The following is a 19,534-nucleotide window of genomic DNA, read 5'->3' on the forward strand; positions in this document are numbered from 1 at the left end:
TGCCGAGGAAGTTCGCCACTTCCTTAATGCTGCTGCGCTGCGGCATGATTTTACGCCGATATCTGCCGGTAGGCTTTCCCTGGGGTAAACGTGTGTGAGCACTCTCGAATGGAGTAAGCGTTCCTTCATCCTGTCGCGGAGAAAAGTCGGGGAGGGCGGTGCCATGGGCTCGCCGTTAACAGCCGCTTGTTGGAAAGAGGCTACCAGCTAAGGCCGTCTTGCCCCGGCTTCTTAACGTTATCCGCATGCGTGTCTTGAAGAGGAGGGCCGGGACACTCTATGTAGGGATAAGACATTTTCTTTGATTCCCGGCGCCGGCCGGCGAGACGTTGACAAAGGACGCACATGAGAAACCCAGTCGATACCGCAATGGCCCTCGTGCCGATGGTCGTGGAACAGACCAACCGCGGTGAACGCTCCTACGACATCTATTCCCGCCTGTTGAAGGAGCGCATCATCTTCCTGACCGGTGCCGTCGAAGACCATATGGCAACGCTCGTCTGCGCCCAGCTTCTCTTCCTCGAGGCCGAAAACCCGAAGAAGGAAATCGCCCTCTACATCAATTCGCCGGGCGGTGTCGTCACTGCCGGCATGGCGATCTACGACACGATGCAGTTCATCAAGCCGGCGGTTTCGACGCTCTGCATCGGCCAGGCCGCCTCCATGGGCTCGCTGCTGCTGGCCGCCGGCCACAAGGATATGCGCTTCGCCACGCCGAATTCCCGCATCATGGTGCATCAGCCCTCGGGCGGCTTCCAGGGGCAGGCTTCGGACATCGAGCGCCACGCCCGCGACATCCTCAAGATGAAGCGCCGCCTGAACGAGGTCTATGTCAAGCACACCGGCCGCACCTACGAGGAAGTTGAAAAGACGCTCGATCGTGACCATTTCATGGATGCGGACGAAGCCCAGGGCTGGGGCGTGATCGACAAGGTTCTGACGTCGCGTCTCGAAATGGAAGGCGAACAGGCCTAGTAATTAATTGGGATGGTGTTTTCGTCGCCACAGTTCTATCTCATTTGTGATCGAACAAGGCTTTCAACTGGCGACGAAGACGCTAATAGTAGCTATTAATGCTATGTTGAATTTTTATGACATAGCATCGGCATTCGAAGGGGAATTCGTTGCCACCGGAACCCGGACATGATTGGGCCCGGTTCGTACCCCCTGAAGCCCTTCTCGGCAAAGGCTCCGGTGACGGAGTGCCGCCAGGAGCTGATTGAGTGGACCGCGATTTCGCCTTGAAATGCGGCGTGCTGGAAGGAAAGTGATATGAGCAAGGTCAGCGGCAGCAACGGCGGCGACTCCAAGAACACACTCTATTGTTCGTTCTGCGGAAAGAGCCAGCACGAAGTCCGGAAACTGATTGCCGGACCGACCGTCTTCATCTGCGATGAATGCGTCGAATTGTGCATGGACATCATCCGCGAGGAGAACAAGTCCTCGATGGTCAAGTCCCGCGACGGCGTACCGACGCCCCAGGACATCATCAAGGTCCTCGACGAATATGTCATCGGCCAGCGGCAGGCGAAGAAGATCCTGTCGGTCGCCGTTCACAATCATTACAAGCGCCTGGCGCACGCCTCCAAGAACGGCGAAGTCGAGCTGGCGAAGTCGAACATCATGCTGGTCGGCCCGACCGGCTGCGGCAAGACGTATCTCGCCCAGACGCTCGCCCGCATCATCGACGTTCCCTTCACCATGGCCGATGCGACGACGCTGACCGAGGCCGGCTATGTCGGCGAGGACGTCGAAAACATTATCCTCAAGCTCCTGCAGTCGGCCGACTACAATGTCGAGCGTGCGCAGCGCGGCATCGTCTACATCGACGAAGTCGACAAGATTTCGCGCAAGTCCGACAATCCCTCGATCACCCGCGACGTCTCGGGCGAGGGCGTGCAGCAGGCGCTGCTGAAGATCATGGAAGGCACGGTCGCTTCCGTTCCGCCGCAGGGCGGACGCAAGCATCCGCAGCAGGAATTCCTGCAGGTCGACACGACCAACATCCTGTTCATCTGCGGCGGCGCCTTCGCCGGTCTCGACAAGATCATCTCCGCCCGTGGCGAGAAGACCTCGATCGGCTTCGGCGCCACCGTCAAGGCCCAGGACGACCGCCGCGTCGGCGAAGTCCTGCGCGAGCTGGAGCCGGAAGACCTGGTCAAGTTCGGCCTCATCCCCGAATTCATCGGCCGTCTGCCGGTTCTGGCGACGCTCGAGGATCTCGATGAGGATGCGCTGATCCAGATCCTGTCCGAGCCGAAGAACGCGCTGATCAAGCAGTATCAGCGCCTGTTCGAGATGGAAGACGTGGAACTGACCTTCCACGAGGATGCGCTGCGCGAAATCGCCCGCAAGGCGATCGTCCGCAAGACCGGCGCCCGCGGCCTTCGCTCGATCATGGAGAAGATCCTGCTCGACACGATGTTCGAACTGCCGACGCTGGAAGGCGTGCGCGAAGTCGTCATCTCCGAGGAAGTGGTGCGCGGTTCGTCCCGCCCGCTTTACATCTATGCCGATCGTCAGGAAGAAAAGGCCAACGCTTCGGCGTAACCTTTGCGCTTTCGCACGATTATTTTGGGGGCTTGCCATCGGCAGGCCCCTTTCTATTTGAAAAACCATCCGAGGCACTGTTAGTATTTTGCCGGTGGGAACCGGAATTGACTTAGCCGACGTTGCGAAGGGGCCGATGTTGCGCAAGTAAAGAGTGCTTGGCAATGATGCCGTGATTCCGTAGCCTGTTGCCGGTGCTTGTATTTTAGCCGGTCGGAAGTGGTAAGCGCCGGTCCAGCCACGCGCTTCATAGTGTTGGCGTTCCGTTGTAACAAAGCTGTCACATCCGGGGAACGCGGGCGTTAGCGTGGCTTGAAAAGCGTAGTCAGAACCTCCACTTGTAGACCCAAGTGAGAGTGCCGGCCGGTCCCAAGCGGCCGCGCAGAGAGCCCGGCAACGGGACGATGGAAAGGACTTAAAAATGACGAAGAAAACGTCTGTAGCGAGCAGCACTGCCTACCCTGTTCTGCCTTTGCGCGACATCGTGGTTTTCCCGCATATGATCGTGCCGCTGTTCGTCGGACGGGAAAAGTCGATCCGTGCGCTCGAAGAGGTCATGGGTTCCGACAAGCAGATCATGCTCGTGACGCAGATCAACGCCAGTGACGACGATCCGGATCCATCCGCGATCCACAAGGTCGGCACCGTGGCGAACGTATTGCAGCTCCTGAAGCTGCCCGACGGCACCGTCAAGGTTCTGGTCGAAGGCCGCGCCCGCGCCGAGATCGACACCTATACCAGCCGCGAGGATTTCTATGAGGCGCTCGGCCACGTGCTTGAGGAGCCGCATGACGATCCGGTCGAACTGGAAGCCTTGTCGCGTTCGGTCGTCTCCGAATTCGAGAGCTATGTGAAGCTCAACAAGAAGATTTCGCCCGAAGTGGTCGGCGCTGCCAGCCAGATCGACGACTATTCCAAGCTCGCCGATACGGTCGCTTCGCATCTGTCGATCAAGATCACCGAGAAGCAGGAGATGCTGGAAACCACCAGCGTCAAGGCTCGCTTGGAAAAGGCCCTCGGCTTCATGGAAGGCGAGATCTCGGTTCTGCAGGTCGAGAAGCGCATCCGTTCGCGTGTCAAGCGCCAGATGGAAAAGACCCAGCGCGAATATTACCTGAACGAACAGATGAAGGCGATCCAGAAGGAACTCGGCGACGGCGAGGAAGGCCGCGACGAGATGAGCGAACTGGAAGAGCGCATCGCCAAGACCAAGCTCTCCAAGGAGGCCCGTGAAAAGGCCGATGCCGAGCTGAAGAAGCTGCGTCAGATGAGCCCGATGTCGGCTGAGGCCACCGTCGTGCGCAATTATCTGGATTGGCTGCTCGGCATTCCCTGGGGCAAGAAGTCGAAGATCAAGGCCGATCTCAACAATGCCGAGAAGATCCTCGAAGCCGATCACTTCGGTCTCGACAAGGTCAAGGAGCGCATTGTCGAATATCTGGCCGTGCAGGCCCGCGCCACCAAGATCAAGGGTCCGATCCTGTGCCTCGTCGGCCCTCCGGGTGTCGGCAAGACCTCGCTCGCCCAGTCGATCGCCAAGGCGACCGGCCGCGAGTATGTCCGCATGGCGCTGGGCGGCGTTCGTGACGAAGCCGAAATCCGTGGTCACCGCCGCACCTATATCGGCTCGATGCCCGGCAAGGTCATCCAGTCGATGAAGAAGGCCAAGAAGTCCAACCCGCTCTTCCTGCTCGACGAGATCGACAAGCTCGGCCAGGACTATCGCGGTGATCCGTCTTCGGCGCTGCTCGAGGTGCTCGATCCGGCGCAGAACTCGACCTTCATGGACCACTACCTGGAAGTCGAATACGATTTGTCGGACGTGATGTTCATCACGACGGCGAATACGCTGAACATCCCGGCGCCACTGATGGACCGCATGGAGATCATCCGTATCGCCGGCTATACCGAAGATGAAAAGCGCGAGATCGCCAAGCGGCATCTGCTGCCGAAGGCCATCAAGGAACATGCGTTGCAGCCGGAAGAGTTCTCGGTCAGCGACGACGCCCTGATGGCGATCAGCCAGCAGTACACCCGTGAAGCCGGTGTGCGCAGTTTCGAACGCGAACTGATGAAGCTCGCCCGTAAGGCGGTGACCGAGATCATCAAGGGCAAGACGAAGTCCGTGCATGTGACGGCTGCCAACATCTCCGACTATCTTGGCGTCCCGCGCTTCCGCCATGGCGAAGCCGAGGGCGAGGATCAGGTCGGCGTTGTCACCGGTCTGGCCTGGACCGAAGTCGGCGGCGAACTGCTGACCATCGAAGGCGTGATGATGCCGGGCAAGGGCCGCATGACGGTTACCGGCAATCTGAAGGAAGTCATGAAGGAATCGATTTCGGCAGCGGCTTCCTATGTCCGCTCGCGCGCTGTCGACTTCGGCATCGAGCCGCCGCGCTTCGACAAGAGCGACATCCACGTGCACGTGCCGGAAGGCGCGACACCGAAGGACGGCCCCTCGGCCGGCGTCGCCATGGCGACCGCGATCGTCTCGATCATGACCGGTATCCCGGTGAACAGGCACGTGGCCATGACCGGTGAAATCACCCTTCGCGGCCGTGTGCTGCCGATCGGCGGTCTCAAGGAAAAGCTGCTCGCAGCGCTTCGCGGCGGCATCAAGAAGGTGCTGATTCCGGAGGAAAATGCCAAGGACCTGGCAGAGATTCCGGATAACGTGAAGAACAGCATGGAGATCATCCCGGTATCCCGCATGGGCGAGGTGATCAAGCATGCGCTGATCCGGCGTCCGGAGCCGATCGAATGGGACGGCACGGTGGAAACGCCGGTCATCACCTCGGTCGAAGGCCTTGATGAGACGGGCGCGACCATAGCGCATTGAGTGGCCTTGGCCACATTTAGGCCCCATTGGCTGAAAAGACGGAAAAAGGCTGGCGAAAACGCCAGCCTTTTTTGTGAAAACGTCATGGAGACGCTTGCTTTTCCTTGATTTGCAGGGCTTTTGGGTTCCCGGCGGGCCTGATGAAACCTATTCTGCGCCTAGCTTACTTTTGAGTCGTTTCGTACCATTTAGAAAGGGGTGGAAACATGAACAAGAATGAACTCGTGTCCGCAGTCGCCGAAAAGGCAGGACTGACGAAGTCTGACGCGGCTTCCGCTGTTGACGCGGTTTTTGACGTTGTCCAGGGTGAACTCAAGAACAAGGGCGACATCCGCCTCGCTGGGTTCGGCAGCTTCACCGTTTCTCATCGTGCCGCATCGAAGGGCCGCAACCCGTCGACGGGCGCTGAAGTCGACATTCCGGCTCGCAACGTGCCGAAGTTCACGCCCGGCAAGGGCCTGAAGGACGCCGTCAACGGCTGATCTGAGATTATCCGCCAGCCGTAAACGAGACCGGCTGCGCAGGATTTGGAAGGGGTTCGGCTTTGCCGGACCCCTTTTGCTTTCGCCGCTTGCCGCATGCGGCCCTTTGTTCTACGACAGAGCTGTTCTCAGGGCGGGGTGAAACTCCCCACCGGCGGTAAGGGCTGCGGCCCGAGCCCGCGAGCGCTTTCCCAAGCCGACGCTTGGGAGGGGTCAGCAGATCCGGTGCGGTTCCGGAGCCGACGGTCAAAGTCCGGATGGAAGAGGATGAGCATGGCCGCGTGCGGGGCAGGGGACTGCCAGCGTCAGCGTGCTGTCGCTCGTTGCGTCCTGATTTATGTTGGTCCCTGATTTCGGATGAAAGACATGAATCAGAAATCCCTTGCAGTCTCGCAGTCGCGCGCCTTTGCCGGCGCAGCTTTCATGGTGCTTGGAGGCGTGGTCTTCTCGCTCCTCAACGTCGTCACCCAGTGGCTGACGATGAAGCTCGCCTTTCCCCCGGCCTCCGCGGCCTTCTGGCAATATGCCTTCGCCTTTCTGTTCTCCTTGCCCTTCCTGCGCAAATCAGGCCTTTCGGCAATGCGCACCGAATATCCCTGGCGGCATCTCGTGCGCGTGATCTTTGCCGCGCTCGGCGTCGAGGCCTGGATTTCCGGCCTTGCGTCGGTGCCGATCTGGCAGGCGATCGCCCTCGTCATGACCTCGCCCTTCTTCATCATTCTCGGCGCCCGCCTGTTCCTCGGTGAACGTGTCGGTCCAGCCCGGTGGGCGGCGACCGGTGTCGGCTTTGCCGGCGCGATGATCATCCTGCAGCCATGGTCCGACAGCTTCACCTGGGCAGCCCTGCTGCCGGTGCTCTCGGCGCTGCTCTGGGGCGCCTCCTCGCTGATCACCAAGAGCCTGACCGGCATTGAAAAGCCCGAGACGATCACCGTCTGGCTGTTGGTGCTGCTGACGCCGATCAACGGCGGCCTGGCGCTGGCGGCGGGCTTTGCCGTGCCGACAGGCACCGCACTTGCTCTCTTCCTGCTGGCCGGCCTGCTGACGGTCGTGGCGCAATATCTGCTGACGCTCGCCTATGCCAGTGCCGACGCCGCCTATGTGCAGCCCTTCGACGATCTGAAGCTGCCGCTGAATGTGCTGGCAGGCTGGCTGTTCTTCGGTTATGCGCCGGCCGGTTACCTTTGGCTCGGAGCCGCCCTCATTCTTGCCGCGTCGCTTTTCATCATGCGCAACGAGATGCGCCGGGAAAAGGGCGGCGTGACGCAAACCACGTGAAATGTCGCGGGTTGTCATGTCGCTGTCATGGCAATCCCGCAGAAAACCCATGTTTCGACTATTCGACACATGGGGGATTTTCATGACAATTTCATCGCGCAAGGCAGCACTTGCTGCCGTGCTTCTCGCTTCCGTTGCCTTTCCGGCCGCCGCCGAGCCGGTCTTCAACCGCATGGCGTCCTTCCCGGTCGCGCAGAACCTGCCTGGTGACAAGGACAAGCTTTCGCCGACCTCTGCCGAAATCATCACCGCGACCGATGACGGCAACACGCTGATCTATAGCGACAGCCCGCTCGGCGCGATCGGCTTCATCGACATCACCGATGCCAAGGCCCCGAAATCAGGCGGCGCGCTGATGATGGACGGCGAGCCGACATCGGTCACCTCGAGCGCCGGCAAGGCCCTGGTCGCCGTCAACACCTCCGAAAGCAAGGCCAAGCCCTCGGGCCGTCTGGCGATCGTCGACGTGGCGACGAAGAAGATCGAAAACAGCTGCGATCTCGGCGGCCAGCCGGATTCGATCGCGCTGAACAAGGACAAGACGCTCGGCGCCATCGCGATCGAAAACGAGCGTGACGAAGAGGTCAACGACGGCAAGATCCCGCAGATGCCGGCCGGCGATCTGGTTGTCTTCCAGGTCCAGAACGGCACGGTCGATTGCGGCACCATCAAGCACGTGACGCTGACCGGTCTCGCGGGCGTTGCCCCTGAAGATCCGGAGCCGGAATTCGTCGCCTTCAACGGCCAGAACGAGATCGCCCTGACGCTGCAGGAAAACAACGAGATCGTCATCATCGACGCCAACACCGCTCAGGTGAAAACGCATTTCTCTGCCGGCAGCGTCGATCTCGCCGGCATCGACACCAAGCGGGACGGCGCCCTGAAATTCACCGGCGAATTGAAGGACGTGCCGCGCGAGCCCGACGCCGTGAAATGGCTGGACGACAACCGCCTCGTCGTCGCCAATGAAGGTGATTACCAGGGTGGCTCGCGCGGTTTCACCATCTTCGACAAGACGGGCAAGCTTCTCTACGAATCGGGTGCATCCTTCGAACGCGCCGTCGCTCATATCGGCCACTATCCGGAAAGCCGTTCGGGATCGAAGGGCGTCGAGCCGGAAGGCCTCGAAGCGGCAAAATTCGGCGATGAGCAGTATTTCTTCCTGCTTGCCGAGCGTGCCTCGGTCGTCGGCGTCTATAAGGATACCGGCACCGATCCCGAACTCGTGCAACTGCTGCCGTCGGGCATTTCGCCGGAAGGCGCGGTCGCTATTCCCCAGCGCAATCTGCTGGCGACCGCCAACGAACTCGACCTCGGCAAGGACGGCGGCGCGCGCTCGCATGTGATGATCTACCAGCGCTCGGAAGGTGAAAAAGCCTATCCGCAGATCGTCTCCGCCGAAAAGGACGGCAATCCGATCGGCTTTGCAGCCCTTTCGGGCCTCGCCGCCGTGCCGGGCAAGCCGGGCATGCTCTATGCCGTCAGCGACAGCGTTCTCGGCGCGCAGCCGACGATCTACACGATCGACGCCAGCAAGAAGCCGGCCGTCATCACCGACGCTCTGATCGTCAAGCGTGACGGCGCCCCGGCCCAGAAGCTCGACATCGAAGGCATCGCAGTGGCTGCCGACGGCTCGTTCTGGCTGGCCTCGGAAGGCTACAGCGAGCGCCTCGTCCCGCACGCCCTCTACAACGTCAACGCCAAGGGCGACATCAAGGCCGAGATCGCTTTGCCGAAGGAACTCGCCGCCAACGAAATCCGCTTCGGCTTCGAAGGCGTGACCATTGTCGGCACCGGCGACGACACCACGCTCTGGATGGCGTTGCAGCGTGAGTGGGCTGACGACGAGAAGGGCTTCGTCAAGCTCGTCTCCTACAATCCGAAGAAGAAGGAATGGGGCGCCGTGCGCTATCCGCTCAACAAGACGGAAAGCGGCTGGGTCGGCCTGTCGGAGATTTCGGCGCAGGGCGACAGCGTCTACATCATCGAGCGCGACAGCCTCGTCGGCGATGCCGCGAAGCTGAAAAAGCTCTACAAGGTGGCGATCTCGGAGCTGAAGCCCGCCAAGCTCGGCGGCGAACTGCCGGTGGTCAAGAAGACCGAAGCCCACGACTTCCTCGGCGAACTCAAGAGCGCGACCAACGGTTACGTGCTCGACAAGCTCGAAGGCTTCACCTTCGACGCCTCAGGCAAGCCCTACGCCGTCACCGACAATGACGGCGTCAGCGACTCCTCAGGCGAGACGCTGTTCTTCCCGGTGGAGCTGAGCGCCACGAACTGAGACGCGACAGAGGGGGAAAAGCCCCTCACCCTAACCCTCTCCCGTGAAAAACGGGGAGAGGGGACGTGCCTTGCGAGAGGTAGGAGGGGAACCGAGAGGTCGCGGCATATCCCCTTCGCCCCGTTTACAGGGAGAAGGTGCCGGCAGGCGGATGAGGGGCGGCTCTCCGTCGTGCCGCAGCCCTCAAAAACAAGCAGCCGCACCCTACCAACGTTGATGCACATGCGGCGCGATCAGCCGCTCGTAGATCTCGCGCGTCGCCGCCATGACATCGGCCGCAAGCGGCGCCAGATCGGCGGCGGCCGCGTTGGCTCTGGCCTGCTCGCCATTGCGGGCACCGGGGATGACGACGGTGACGGCGTCGGTCATCAGGATCCAGCGCAGCGCGAAGGCCGCCATGGTGGCGCCTGCGGGCACCAGCCTGCGCACCTCTTCCACCGCCTGCAGGCCGACCTCGAAGGGCACGCCGGCAAAGGTCTCGCCGACATCGAAGGCTTCGCCGTGGCGGTTGAAGTTGCGGTGGTCGTCGCTGGCAAAGTGGGTCTCCCGGGTAATCTTGCCGGAGAGAAGGCCGCTGGCCAGCGGCACGCGGGCGATGATCGCCACGTTCCTGCGGCGCGCTTCCTGGAAGAACAGGTGGTCCGGGCGCTGGCGGAAGATGTTGTAGATGATCTGGATGCTGACGACGCCTGGATATTCGATCGCCTTCAGCCCGTCCTCGACCTTTTCGACGCTGACGCCGTAACCCTTGATCTTGCCGGCCTTCTGCAGCGCATCCAGACTTTCGAAGACCTCCGGCTGATAAAACACCTCGCGCGGCGGGCAGTGAAGCTGCACGAGGTCGAGGCTGTCGACGGCAAGATTCGCAAGGCTGCGGTCGATGAAGCCTTCGAGGTTCGCCTTGGTATAACCTTCGGCAACATGCGGGTTGAGCCGGCGGCCCGCCTTGGTGGCGACCATCGGCCGTTCGCCGCCGCGCGCCTTCAGCACGTCGGCGATGATCTTTTCCGAGCGGCCGTCGCCATAAACGTCAGCCGTATCGATGAAGGTCATGCCGGCATCGAGCGCGGCATTCAGCGCCGCGCGGCCGTCCGCCTCGCTGATATCGCCCCAGGAGCCGCCGATCTGCCAGGCGCCGAAGCCGACACTGGTGACGGTAAAGGGCATGCGTCCGAAAGCATGGTGTCTCATGAGAAAAATCCTTCGTAAGTAATGAAAGACACTGGCCTAGCAGGCGGGGAACTGTGCGACAATTGCCGATCCGGCCTTGATCGGTCATCCCGTTGAAATATCGTGGAGCGCGGTAAGGCTTCAACCGCAACGGAATAGAAAAGGAAAAGATCATGGAGATCAAACCCGCCGGCTCTCGCCCCTCGATGACGCCGCCGGCCGACTATTTCACCGGCGCCGTTCGCCAGGACCCGCTGATGGAGACGCCCGAACCGGCCCGGATGCGGGCAACCTCCGTCACCTTCGAACCCGGCGCCCGCACCGCCTGGCACACGCATCCGCTCGGCCAGACGCTGATCGTCACCTCTGGCAGGGGGCTCGTCCAGAGCTGGGGCGGTGAGATCAGCGAGATCCGCGCCGGCGACACGGTGTGGTTTTCGCCGGGCGAAAAACATTGGCACGGCGCCGCCGCGGATACGGCGATGACGCACATCGCCATCCACGAAGCACTGGACGGCAGGCATGTCGATTGGATGGAGCAGGTCAGCGACGCGCAATATTCCGGCAAAAGCTGATCAGAGCCGCTTCAGGCAATAGGAAAAATGCGCATGTGATTCGACCGTCAGGAACTCGAATTGCCAGCCGTAATCCTTGCAGAATTTGGTGACCGCCTCGACGACGCCATAGACGATCGGCTTGACCGTGTTGCCGGTGCAGAAATCGTGCCCGGCGATGCGCCCCGTCCGCTTCACCTTCTTTTCGCAGAGCAGCAGTTCCTGCCAGGTGAGCTCGAAGGAATGATCGGTATCGATATAGGCCCAGTCGAGGAAATCGTCCGCGAATTCGGCGAGCTTCTCCAGCGACGTGCCTTGCATCAGATGCAGCCGGCCTGCCTCGATCTCGGCCGCGAACGTCGTATGGATCGAATCGAGGCCGGAGCTGTAGCGATCCATCGACCAGGGATCGATGAGGTAGAGATGCGCCGGACGATTCTTTTCCAGGATCTCGGCCGTATATTCGCCGAAGGCCGCACCCACTTCGACGCCGATGCCGCCGTTCGGGATGCGGTAGAGCAGTTCGCCGCGATCGGGCAGCAGGCGGGCGTTTTCCATATGATGGGCGCTGAGGGGAGTGCGCGGCATGCTCGCCCGGAGCGCCTGCCTGTCTTCACGTGTCTTCATCTCTGATCTCGGGATTGCGGGCGTCTGACGGCCCTGATGCGGTCTGCGGGGAACGTAGGAGCAGCGGCCCTCAATGACAACCACATGACGGGAATTTGCTTCTTTCGAACAAATCGCTAAGTTTCACCTGTGGACTGACGAGAGCCTCGGGAGGAGCGATTTCATGAGACGCATGTGGCCTGAAGAGTTCAACGCCATCATCAACGGAGCCGAGGAGGTGATGTTGGAAGCACCCGCCGAGTCCGGCGAAGCGCCGCTGCACCGCAAGGCACTGAAGGCGCGCATCAGCATGGCGGATTATGAGCGGATCTGGCCGCTGGCCGAGATGCGCTTCCGGCTTGGCGAGGAAGCCCTGGAAGGCAAGGCCATCACCCTGATCACCACCAACCCCCATTACCACGCCTGGCACCCGAAGGACGGCGGCAGCGTCGAATCCGTGTCCGACAGCGGCCGCCACTACAAGACCGATTATCTCGTCGTGCACTTCCTGCTCGACGACGTGAAGGAAACATCCCCCGCCTGAACTGCTTTAGTCCGGCGCCGGCCGCAAGCCTGCGCCGGCTCTTGTTGACGCCGAGTTGATCCAGACGCTGATGACAACGGTGGCGATATCGCTAAGTTTGGCGGATATGTTCCGACCAAAATTGGAGGCTCCCGTGACGGGCAACGTGCTGGATATCCCTGTCAAGTCAGTGGACGGTCGTGAGACCACGCTCAACGAATACAAGGGCAGGGTGCTGTTGATCGTCAACGTCGCCTCGAAATGCGGACTCACGCCGCAATACGAAGGGCTGGAAAAGCTCTATGGGGAAAAGCGCGAGCGCGGCTTCGTCGTCGCCGCTTTCCCCGCCAATGATTTCAAGGGCCAGGAACCCGGCACCGACGCCGAGATCCTCGACTTCTGCACCAGCACCTACGACGTCACCTTCCCGATTTTCTCGAAGATTTCGGTCAAGGGCGAGACCCAGCACCCGCTCTACCGGCAACTGACCAAATCCGGCGTGAAGACCACAGGCGAGGGTCCGATGCGCGAACGCCTGAAATCGCATGGCATATCGGGTGGCGACGAGGACGATATCCTCTGGAACTTCGAAAAATTCCTGATCGGCCGCGACGGCAAAATCGCCGCCCGATTCGCGCCTGACGTGACGGCCGATGATTCGCGGCTGGTCTCGGCGGTGGATAAAGAACTGGCGAAGGCGTGAATGGTCGGCGATGAGCCCGGCTGTTACGATTCTAAAGCATGTCGCGCAAAAGTGTGCAGCGGTTTGCGGCAACGACATGCGTAAAACAAAGAGCTAAAGCGCGAGGAGCGAATCTGAAAGATCGCGACGCGCTTTAGAACGCCACTTCGGAATCCCGAAATTCCCCGCTTCGGGATTCCGAAATCCGCAGCGTTTTGCGAGCGGTCGACAGAAAAAATCACGCAATGATTTCAATGCCGCAACCAATTTCGGGATTCCGAAGGGCTATATAGAGTCTGGTGGGGAGTTCAGGGCGAAGGCCCTTGGCCACGATCAGAAACTCCGTCGCAGTCAAAAAGCGATGGATCCCGTCGGGCTGGCAAGCCGGACTGGATCACGATGATTCGCAAAGACGCTGAGACGGTCGTCAGATCCCAAGCACGGTCACCAGCGGGGGCGTAAAGTCCTTGAAGCCCACTCTCGGCCAGTCGCACCTCCTGTCAAACTTCGTCTTTGGTTCGTGGCGCTGGCATTGCGGATTGGTCTTGAATGCGTATCCGGGCAGGCTGACATAGATGGCGTTTGGCGTGCAAAGGGCGATTGCGATGCACAGCGTCAAGGCGGAACAGAGAGTCCTCATGGAGCACCTCCAGGTGTCGTAAGCCGTCAGAGCGGAGACTTTCCGGGCCGCGAATATTCCCATTTTTGCCGGCCCCCATCCATTCGCCCAATAGGAGGTGGCCGCGGCGGTCGGGAGTAGTCCGTTTGATGGAATCAGATGTCAGGCAGTGCGCCGCATCTGGCGGGCGTTCCACTGGGATCAATGGGTCATTTGGGATCGTACATAGTGGCAAGCAGCGTCGGCGGGCCTGTGGGCCGTATATGCTGCCAAGATTTCTGATTCTAGGGAAATGGTGGGCGATGAGAGACTCGAACTCCCGACATCCTCGGTGTAAACGAGGCGCTCTACCAACTGAGCTAATCGCCCATCGCGAGCGAAGCCGGATCGGCCTGCCGCGTTGGTGGCCGTGATCTATGCGGATCGCGGCAAAACCGCAAGAGTGTTTGTGAAGATTTTTTGATTTTTTTCGCGGCGGTCTCGCTCCTGCCGATGCCGGTCGGGCGCAGCCAGGCTGTGGATAAAGGGGAGGGGCATGTCGGCTCCGACTGCGCCGGCGGCTTCGATCGGGCGTCGGCACCGGTGCGGACAAAGGAATTGCCGGCTTTTCATTCTCCCCGCATGGGCCTTGCCGAAACAATTCAGCGACTGTCATGGTTTTGTCTCCAAACCTGCTTGACACTAAATGGCGAACCCCGTAGTTAGCCGCTCATCGAAACGGGCAGCCGTTTTGGTGAGGGTGCGAAGGCATCCGGACTGCTTGAAATGAATTGCGGGTGTAGCTCAGTTGGTTAGAGTGCCGGCCTGTCACGCCGGAGGTCGCGGGTTCGAGCCCCGTCACTCGCGCCATTTCAAGTCTTGTAGAACGCAAATGTGATTTGTCGTTCGTCCGGTTTTCTTCATCCCTGCGGCCGCAAATGGCCAATCAATGCGCGGGTGTAGCTCAGTCGGTTAGAGTGCCGGCCTGTCACGCCGGAGGTCGCGGGTTCGAGCCCCGTCACTCGCGCCATTTCTTCTCAAAGCCATGCAGTTTCCGTTGGTCAGACATGCAGCTTCAGGCAGCTTGCGCGGATTTGTCGCGACATCGTTGCATCTGCTTGATAATGTCCGCGCGCGACGCGTCGAATTGCCTCTGTAAATCTCTTGCGCCGGGGCTTCGGCTGCGCTAACCACGGCTTTGTTGCAACGCACGTTCGCTTGCCGGGCATTTGCCCAAATGTGCCGCCTGGCGCCTCCGGCAAGCAGGGATGAACATGATGACTGAACTGCTCAGTTCCTATATTCCGATTGCTATCTTCATCGCTATCGCGCTCGTTATCGGCCTGGCGCTGCTCATTGCGCCGTTCGCCGTCGCTTTCAAGGCGCCCGATTCGGAAAAGCTCTCGGCTTACGAATGCGGCTTCAACGCTTTCGATGACGCCCGCATGAAGTTCGACATCCGCTTCTACCTCGTGTCGATCCTCTTCATCATCTTCGATCTGGAAGTCGCCTTCCTCTTCCCCTGGGCCGTTTCCTTCGGCGCCATCGGCTGGTTCGGCTTCTGGTCCATGATGGTCTTCCTCTTCGTGCTGACCATCGGCTTTATCTATGAATGGAAAAAGGGAGCCCTGGAATGGGAGTGACCCCTGTGAGCAATCAGCCGCTCGTCGCCCAGCAGCCGAAGGGGATCATCGATCCCTCCACAGGCAAGCCGATCGGCAGCAACGACGCCTTTTTCGGCGAGATCAACAATGAACTGGCCGACAAGGGGTTCCTCGTCACCTCGACCGACGAGCTGATCAACTGGGCCCGTACCGGCTCGCTGATGTGGATGACCTTCGGTCTCGCCTGCTGCGCTGTCGAAATGATGCAGCTGTCAATGCCGCGTTACGACGTCGAGCGCTTCGGTTTTGCGCCGCGCGCTTCGCCGCGCCAGTCCGACGTGATGATCGTCGCCGGCACGCTGACCAACAAGATGGCGCCGGCTCTGCGCAAGGTCTACGACCAGATGCCTGAGCCGCGCTACGTCATCTCGATGGGCTCCTGCGCCAATGGCGGCGGTTACTACCACTATTCCTATTCTGTGGTGCGCGGCTGCGACCGCATCGTGCCGATCGATATCTACGTGCCGGGCTGTCCCCCCACGGCAGAGGCGCTGCTCTACGGCGTGCTTCTGCTGCAGAAGAAGATCCGGCGCACCGGCACGATCGAACGCTAAGGGTTAAGGACAAGGCATATGAGTGAAGCCCTGACTGAGCTTGCGTCTTACCTTGACGAAGCGCGCGGCAATCTGATCGCCGCATCGCAGATGAAGTATGGCGAGTTGACGCTGACGACGACGGGTGAAAACCTGATCGCGCTTCTGACCTTCCTGCGTGACGACGCCAAATGCGGTTTCGTCAACCTGATCGATATTTGCGGCGTCGACTGGCCGCAGCGCGAGCTGCGTTTCGACGTCGTCTATCACCTGTTGTCGCCGAAGCAGAATGTGCGCGTCCGCGTCAAGGTCGCAACCGACGAAGATACGCCGGTTCCCTCGGCCTGCGCCGTCCATCCCGGCGCCGACTGGTTCGAGCGCGAAACCTGGGACATGTACGGCGTGCTTTTCACCGGCCATCCGGACCTGCGCCGCATCCTGACCGACTACGGCTTCGAAGGCCACCCGCTGCGCAAGGACTTCCCGACGACAGGTTTCGTCGAAGTCCGCTACGACGACGCCGCAAAACGCGTCGTCTACGAGCCGGTCGAACTCAAACAGGAGTTCCGCAACTTCGACTTCATGTCGCCCTGGGAGGGGACGGAGTATGTGTTGCCGGGGGATGAAAAAGCGAAACAGTGAGTAGTGATTAGTCGGTAGTGAGCAGTGGGCAGATATTTGGGTGGCGAACGGGAAAATCAGTTCCTATCGTGATTTGAAGGTCTGGCAATTTGCTATCGAGTTGTCTGTTGTTTGTTATGAGGTGACGAGAACCTTCCCGCGGGAAGAGATCTATGGAATGACGAGCCAGATTAGACGATCTTCCACTTCCGTGGCCGCGAACATCGCGGAGGGATATGGACGAGAAAATCGAGGTTCGTTCGCCCAATTTCTCAAGATCGCTCAGGGCTCGTTGAAAGAGTTGGAGACGCATTTGATCATCGCCGGACGAATTGGCTTTCTTCAAGCCTCGGCCTTGGACGAAATGCTCGACCGATGCGACGAAATTGGAAAGATGCTGGGATCGCTTATCCGAAGCGTTCAGCATAGGAAAGCTGACGAATAGTGAGCGGAAAAACTAACCACTACTCACTACTCACTACTCACTCTAAGCGAGTTGATCGCCATGACCGAACATAACGTCCGCAACTTCAACATCAATTTCGGACCGCAGCATCCGGCGGCGCATGGCGTTCTTCGTCTTGTCCTGGAGCTTGACGGCGAAATTGTGGAGCGGGTTGATCCGCATATCGGCCTCTTACACCGCGGCACCGAGAAGCTGATCGAGACCAAGACCTATCTTCAGGCCGTGCCCTATTTCGATCGCCTCGATTACGTCGCGCCGATGAACCAGGAGCATGCCTATGCACTGGCGGTGGAAAAGCTGCTCGGCATCGACATCCCGATTCGCGGTCAGCTGATCCGCGTTCTCTACTCGGAAATCGGCCGTATCCTCTCGCATCTCCTGAACGTCACGACGCAGGCGATGGACGTCGGCGCGCTGACGCCGCCGCTCTGGGGCTTCGAAGAGCGCGAAAAGCTGATGGTGTTCTATGAGCGCGCCAGTGGTTCGCGCATGCACGCCGCTTACGTGCGTCCCGGCGGCGTCCATCAGGACCTGCCGGAACAGCTCGTCCAGGATATCGGCGACTGGTGCGATCCGTTCCTGAAGGCGCTCGACGACATCGACAATCTGTTGACCGGTAACCGCATCTTCAAGCAGCGCAACGTCGATATCGGCGTCGTCTCGCTGGAGGATTGCTGGGCCTGGGGCTTCTCCGGCGTCATGGTGCGCGGTTCGGGCGCTGCCTGGGATCTGCGCCGCTCCCAGCCTTACGAATGTTATTCCGATCTCGAATTCGACATTCCGATTGGCAAGAACGGCGACAATTACGACCGCTACCTGATCCGCATGATCGAGATGCGCGAATCGGTCCGCATCATGAAGCAATGCGTCAACCGGCTGCTGTCGGATGCCAAGACCGGTCCCTTCTCGTCGATCGACGGCAAGGTCGTGCCGCCGAAGCGCGGCGAGATGAAGCGCTCGATGGAAGCGCTGATCCACCACTTCAAGCTCTATACCGAAGGCTACCACGTTCCGGCCGGCGAGGTTTACGCCGCCGTCGAAGCACCGAAGGGCGAGTTCGGCGTCTATCTGGTCTCCGACGGCTCCAACAAGCCGTATCGCTGCAAGATCCGCGCGCCCGGTTATGCGCATCTGCAGGCGATGGATTTCATGTGCCGCGGCCACCAGCTTGCCGACGTCGCAGCCGTGCTCGGCTCGCTCGACATCGTCTTCGGCGAGGTGGACCGCTGATGCAGCCTCTGCCGCTTGCCGTCGCACTCCTTCTTGCGGCATCCGGGGTTTCGGCCCAGGAGACCGACACGCTCGGCACGCCGCTGGGTCATAAGGAAGTGACGCCGCCGGCGGCGAAAACGTCCATGGGCGAGCTTTTGTCCAAGGGCTATCAGATCAAGGCCGCCATTCCGAATGGCAGCAAATTCGTCGTATTTATGCAGAAAGACCAGTCGGCCTATGCCTGCGAAATGCAGTCTTTGACCGCTTCGCGGTGTGGAACCCTAAACTGACAAGGCGTGAGGAAGAATGTCCGTTCGTCGATTAGCCGAAGATCAATTTCAGCCTGCCGCATTCGCTTTCAGCGACGAAAATGCGGTCTGGGCGGACAAGACGATCCAGAAATACCCTGCCGGCCGCCAGCAATCGGCGGTCATTCCGCTGTTGATGCGGGCGCAGGAGCAGCATGGCTGGGTCACGCGCGCGGCGATCGAAAAAATCGCCGACATGCTCGACATGGCCTATATACGGGTGCTCGAGGTCGCGACCTTCTATACCCAGTTCCAGCTGCATCCCGTCGGCACCCGCGCCCATGTGCAGGTTTGCGGCACCACGCCCTGCATGCTGCGCGGCTCGGAAGCGCTGATGTCGGTCTGCAAGAGCAAGATCCATGCTCATGCTTTCGAGCGCAATGCGGAGGGAACGCTGTCCTGGGAAGAGGTCGAATGTCTTGGCGCCTGCGTCAACGCCCCGATGGTGATGATCGGCAAGGACACCTATGAGGACCTGACGCCGGCCCGTCTCGAAGAGATCATCGATACCTTCGCCGCCGGCAATGGCGCGAGCATCAAGCCCGGTACCCAGATCGACCGGATTTTCTCAGCACCCGAAGGCGGCCCGACCTCGCTGACGACGGAAGAGCCGAAGGCAAGGACGCGCGCCAAAAAAGCCGATGCCGAAACCATTTCGGCTCCGGTCGACGCCGCTCCGGTTCCGCCCTCCGAGGCTGCCCACCCGAAGAGCACCGATGCCGAGACCAACGCGGCGCTGAAGACGCCGGCTACGGCGCCGAAGGCCGCGGCAAAGAATGCCAAGGCTGCCGAACAGCAGCCGGTATCCGGCACCGCGGCCGCCGAGCCGGCGCCGGCACCCGCCGGCAAGGCCGAAGCCGCCCCGGCGGCAAAGCCTGCGCTCAGCGACAAGAACCGTCCGGCCGGCATCGAAAAGCCCGCCGCACCGGATGATCTGAAGATGATCTCGGGCGTCGGCCCGAAGATCGAGGCGACGTTGAACGAAATCGGCATCTTCACCTTCTCGCAGGTCGCGGGCTGGAAGAAGGCCGAACGCGAATGGGTCGACGGCTACCTGAATTTCCGCGGCCGCATCGAGCGCGACGACTGGGTCAAGCAGGCCAAGGCGCTCGCCAAGGGCGGCGAAGCGGAATATATCAAGGTCTTCGGCAAGAAGCCGCGGTAAGA

Annotated in this window: 19 protein-coding genes, 3 tRNA genes and 1 riboswitch; of the genes, 18 read left to right on the forward strand and 4 right to left on the reverse strand. The window is 60.5% G+C overall.

Going from position 1 to position 19,534, the window contains the following annotated elements; all coding sequences use genetic code 11:
- Nucleotides 1-345: 345 nt before the first annotated feature.
- The 6 genes from clpP (at nt 346) to ATY75_RS31835 (ending at nt 9,430) form a co-directional block, all read left to right on the forward strand.
- Entirely contained in the window at nt 346-975 is a 630-nt protein-coding gene (gene clpP, locus ATY75_RS31810) for an ATP-dependent Clp endopeptidase proteolytic subunit ClpP (protein ID WP_003573944.1), read from the forward strand.
- 297 nt (nt 976-1,272) lie between these two features.
- Nucleotides 1,273-2,550 carry an ATP-dependent Clp protease ATP-binding subunit ClpX gene (gene clpX, locus ATY75_RS31815; protein ID WP_064838056.1) on the forward strand — a complete coding sequence of 426 codons (1,278 nt, stop codon included), beginning with the start codon at nt 1,273-1,275 and terminating at the stop codon, nt 2,548-2,550.
- 421 nt (nt 2,551-2,971) lie between these two features.
- Nucleotides 2,972-5,389 (forward strand): endopeptidase La, encoded by a 2,418-nt coding sequence (gene lon / locus ATY75_RS31820; RefSeq protein WP_012557323.1) that lies wholly within the window; start codon nt 2,972-2,974, stop codon nt 5,387-5,389.
- Between the two features lie 206 nt (nt 5,390-5,595).
- Nucleotides 5,596-5,871 (forward strand): DNA-binding protein HupB, encoded by a 276-nt coding sequence (gene hupB, locus ATY75_RS31825; RefSeq protein WP_003573937.1) that lies wholly within the window; start codon nt 5,596-5,598, stop codon nt 5,869-5,871.
- 120 nt (nt 5,872-5,991) lie between these two features.
- Nucleotides 5,992-6,144, forward strand: a riboswitch (FMN riboswitch).
- A gap of 93 nt (nt 6,145-6,237) precedes the next feature.
- Nucleotides 6,238-7,149, forward strand: coding sequence for a DMT family transporter (locus ATY75_RS31830; protein WP_088940516.1), 912 nt, complete (start codon nt 6,238-6,240; stop codon nt 7,147-7,149).
- Between the two features lie 82 nt (nt 7,150-7,231).
- The gene (locus ATY75_RS31835) at nt 7,232-9,430 is read left to right on the forward strand and encodes an esterase-like activity of phytase family protein (protein ID WP_088940629.1); all 2,199 of its coding nucleotides are present in this window, start codon (nt 7,232-7,234) and stop codon (nt 9,428-9,430) included.
- A gap of 204 nt (nt 9,431-9,634) precedes the next feature.
- Here ATY75_RS31835 and ATY75_RS31840 read toward each other — a convergent pair whose 3' ends face one another.
- Nucleotides 9,635-10,621, reverse strand: a complete 987-nt coding sequence (locus ATY75_RS31840) for an aldo/keto reductase (RefSeq protein WP_088940517.1) — start codon at nt 10,619-10,621, stop codon at nt 9,635-9,637.
- Between the two features lie 152 nt (nt 10,622-10,773).
- Between ATY75_RS31840 and ATY75_RS31845 the strand changes: the two genes are divergently transcribed.
- A complete protein-coding gene (locus ATY75_RS31845; RefSeq protein ID WP_088940518.1) occupies nt 10,774-11,175 on the forward strand; it encodes a cupin domain-containing protein in 402 nt (133 codons plus the stop codon).
- Here ATY75_RS31845 and ATY75_RS31850 read toward each other — a convergent pair whose 3' ends face one another.
- Nucleotides 11,176-11,781 carry a class I SAM-dependent methyltransferase gene (locus tag ATY75_RS31850; protein ID WP_088940519.1) on the reverse strand — a complete coding sequence of 202 codons (606 nt, stop codon included), beginning with the start codon at nt 11,779-11,781 and terminating at the stop codon, nt 11,176-11,178. It abuts the gene before it with no gap.
- A 163-nt stretch (nt 11,782-11,944) separates the two neighbouring features.
- Here ATY75_RS31850 and ATY75_RS31855 point away from each other — a divergent pair, with 163 nt between their 5' ends.
- Nucleotides 11,945-12,304, forward strand: coding sequence for a hypothetical protein (locus tag ATY75_RS31855; protein ID WP_088940520.1), 360 nt, complete (start codon nt 11,945-11,947; stop codon nt 12,302-12,304).
- A gap of 133 nt (nt 12,305-12,437) precedes the next feature.
- The gene (locus ATY75_RS31860) at nt 12,438-12,986 is read left to right on the forward strand and encodes a glutathione peroxidase (protein ID WP_088940521.1); all 549 of its coding nucleotides are present in this window, start codon (nt 12,438-12,440) and stop codon (nt 12,984-12,986) included.
- A gap of 406 nt (nt 12,987-13,392) precedes the next feature.
- On the opposite strand, the gene ATY75_RS35670 is transcribed toward ATY75_RS31860, so the two are convergent.
- Together ATY75_RS35670 and ATY75_RS31875 are read right to left on the reverse strand one after the other, a co-directional pair.
- Nucleotides 13,393-13,605, reverse strand: coding sequence for a hypothetical protein (locus ATY75_RS35670; RefSeq protein WP_064841314.1), 213 nt, complete (start codon nt 13,603-13,605; stop codon nt 13,393-13,395).
- Between the two features lie 272 nt (nt 13,606-13,877).
- Nucleotides 13,878-13,953: transfer RNA gene (locus ATY75_RS31875), tRNA-Val, on the reverse strand.
- Between the two features lie 403 nt (nt 13,954-14,356).
- Between ATY75_RS31875 and ATY75_RS31880 the strand changes: the two genes are divergently transcribed.
- The 9 genes from ATY75_RS31880 (at nt 14,357) to ATY75_RS31920 (ending at nt 19,532) form a co-directional block, all read left to right on the forward strand.
- Nucleotides 14,357-14,433, forward strand: a tRNA-Asp gene (locus tag ATY75_RS31880).
- Between the two features lie 83 nt (nt 14,434-14,516).
- Nucleotides 14,517-14,593: transfer RNA gene (locus ATY75_RS31885), tRNA-Asp, on the forward strand.
- A 247-nt stretch (nt 14,594-14,840) separates the two neighbouring features.
- Entirely contained in the window at nt 14,841-15,206 is a 366-nt protein-coding gene (locus ATY75_RS31890) for an NADH-quinone oxidoreductase subunit A (RefSeq protein ID WP_007626195.1), read from the forward strand.
- Entirely contained in the window at nt 15,197-15,781 is a 585-nt protein-coding gene (locus ATY75_RS31895) for an NADH-quinone oxidoreductase subunit B (protein ID WP_003573916.1), read from the forward strand. Before ATY75_RS31890 ends, ATY75_RS31895 begins: the two co-directional genes overlap by 10 nt.
- An 18-nt stretch (nt 15,782-15,799) precedes the next feature.
- Entirely contained in the window at nt 15,800-16,402 is a 603-nt protein-coding gene (locus ATY75_RS31900) for an NADH-quinone oxidoreductase subunit C (RefSeq protein ID WP_088940523.1), read from the forward strand.
- A gap of 40 nt (nt 16,403-16,442) precedes the next feature.
- Nucleotides 16,443-16,826: a four helix bundle protein gene (locus ATY75_RS31905; RefSeq protein WP_088940524.1), complete on the forward strand. Its 384-nt coding sequence runs from the start codon at nt 16,443-16,445 to the stop codon at nt 16,824-16,826.
- Nucleotides 16,827-16,886: 60 nt separating this feature from the next.
- The gene (locus ATY75_RS31910) at nt 16,887-18,077 is read left to right on the forward strand and encodes an NADH-quinone oxidoreductase subunit D (RefSeq protein WP_071090444.1); all 1,191 of its coding nucleotides are present in this window, start codon (nt 16,887-16,889) and stop codon (nt 18,075-18,077) included.
- Nucleotides 18,077-18,349, forward strand: a complete 273-nt coding sequence (locus ATY75_RS31915; RefSeq protein ID WP_064838065.1) for a hypothetical protein — start codon at nt 18,077-18,079, stop codon at nt 18,347-18,349. Before ATY75_RS31910 ends, ATY75_RS31915 begins: the two co-directional genes overlap by 1 nt.
- A 16-nt stretch (nt 18,350-18,365) precedes the next feature.
- The gene (locus ATY75_RS31920; protein ID WP_088940525.1) at nt 18,366-19,532 is read left to right on the forward strand and encodes an NADH-quinone oxidoreductase subunit E; all 1,167 of its coding nucleotides are present in this window, start codon (nt 18,366-18,368) and stop codon (nt 19,530-19,532) included.
- Nucleotides 19,533-19,534: the final 2 nt, after the last annotated feature.

Origin of the sequence: Rhizobium sp. N122, from assembly GCF_002211295.1 — a bacterium.
Classification (GTDB): domain Bacteria; phylum Pseudomonadota; class Alphaproteobacteria; order Rhizobiales; family Rhizobiaceae; genus Rhizobium.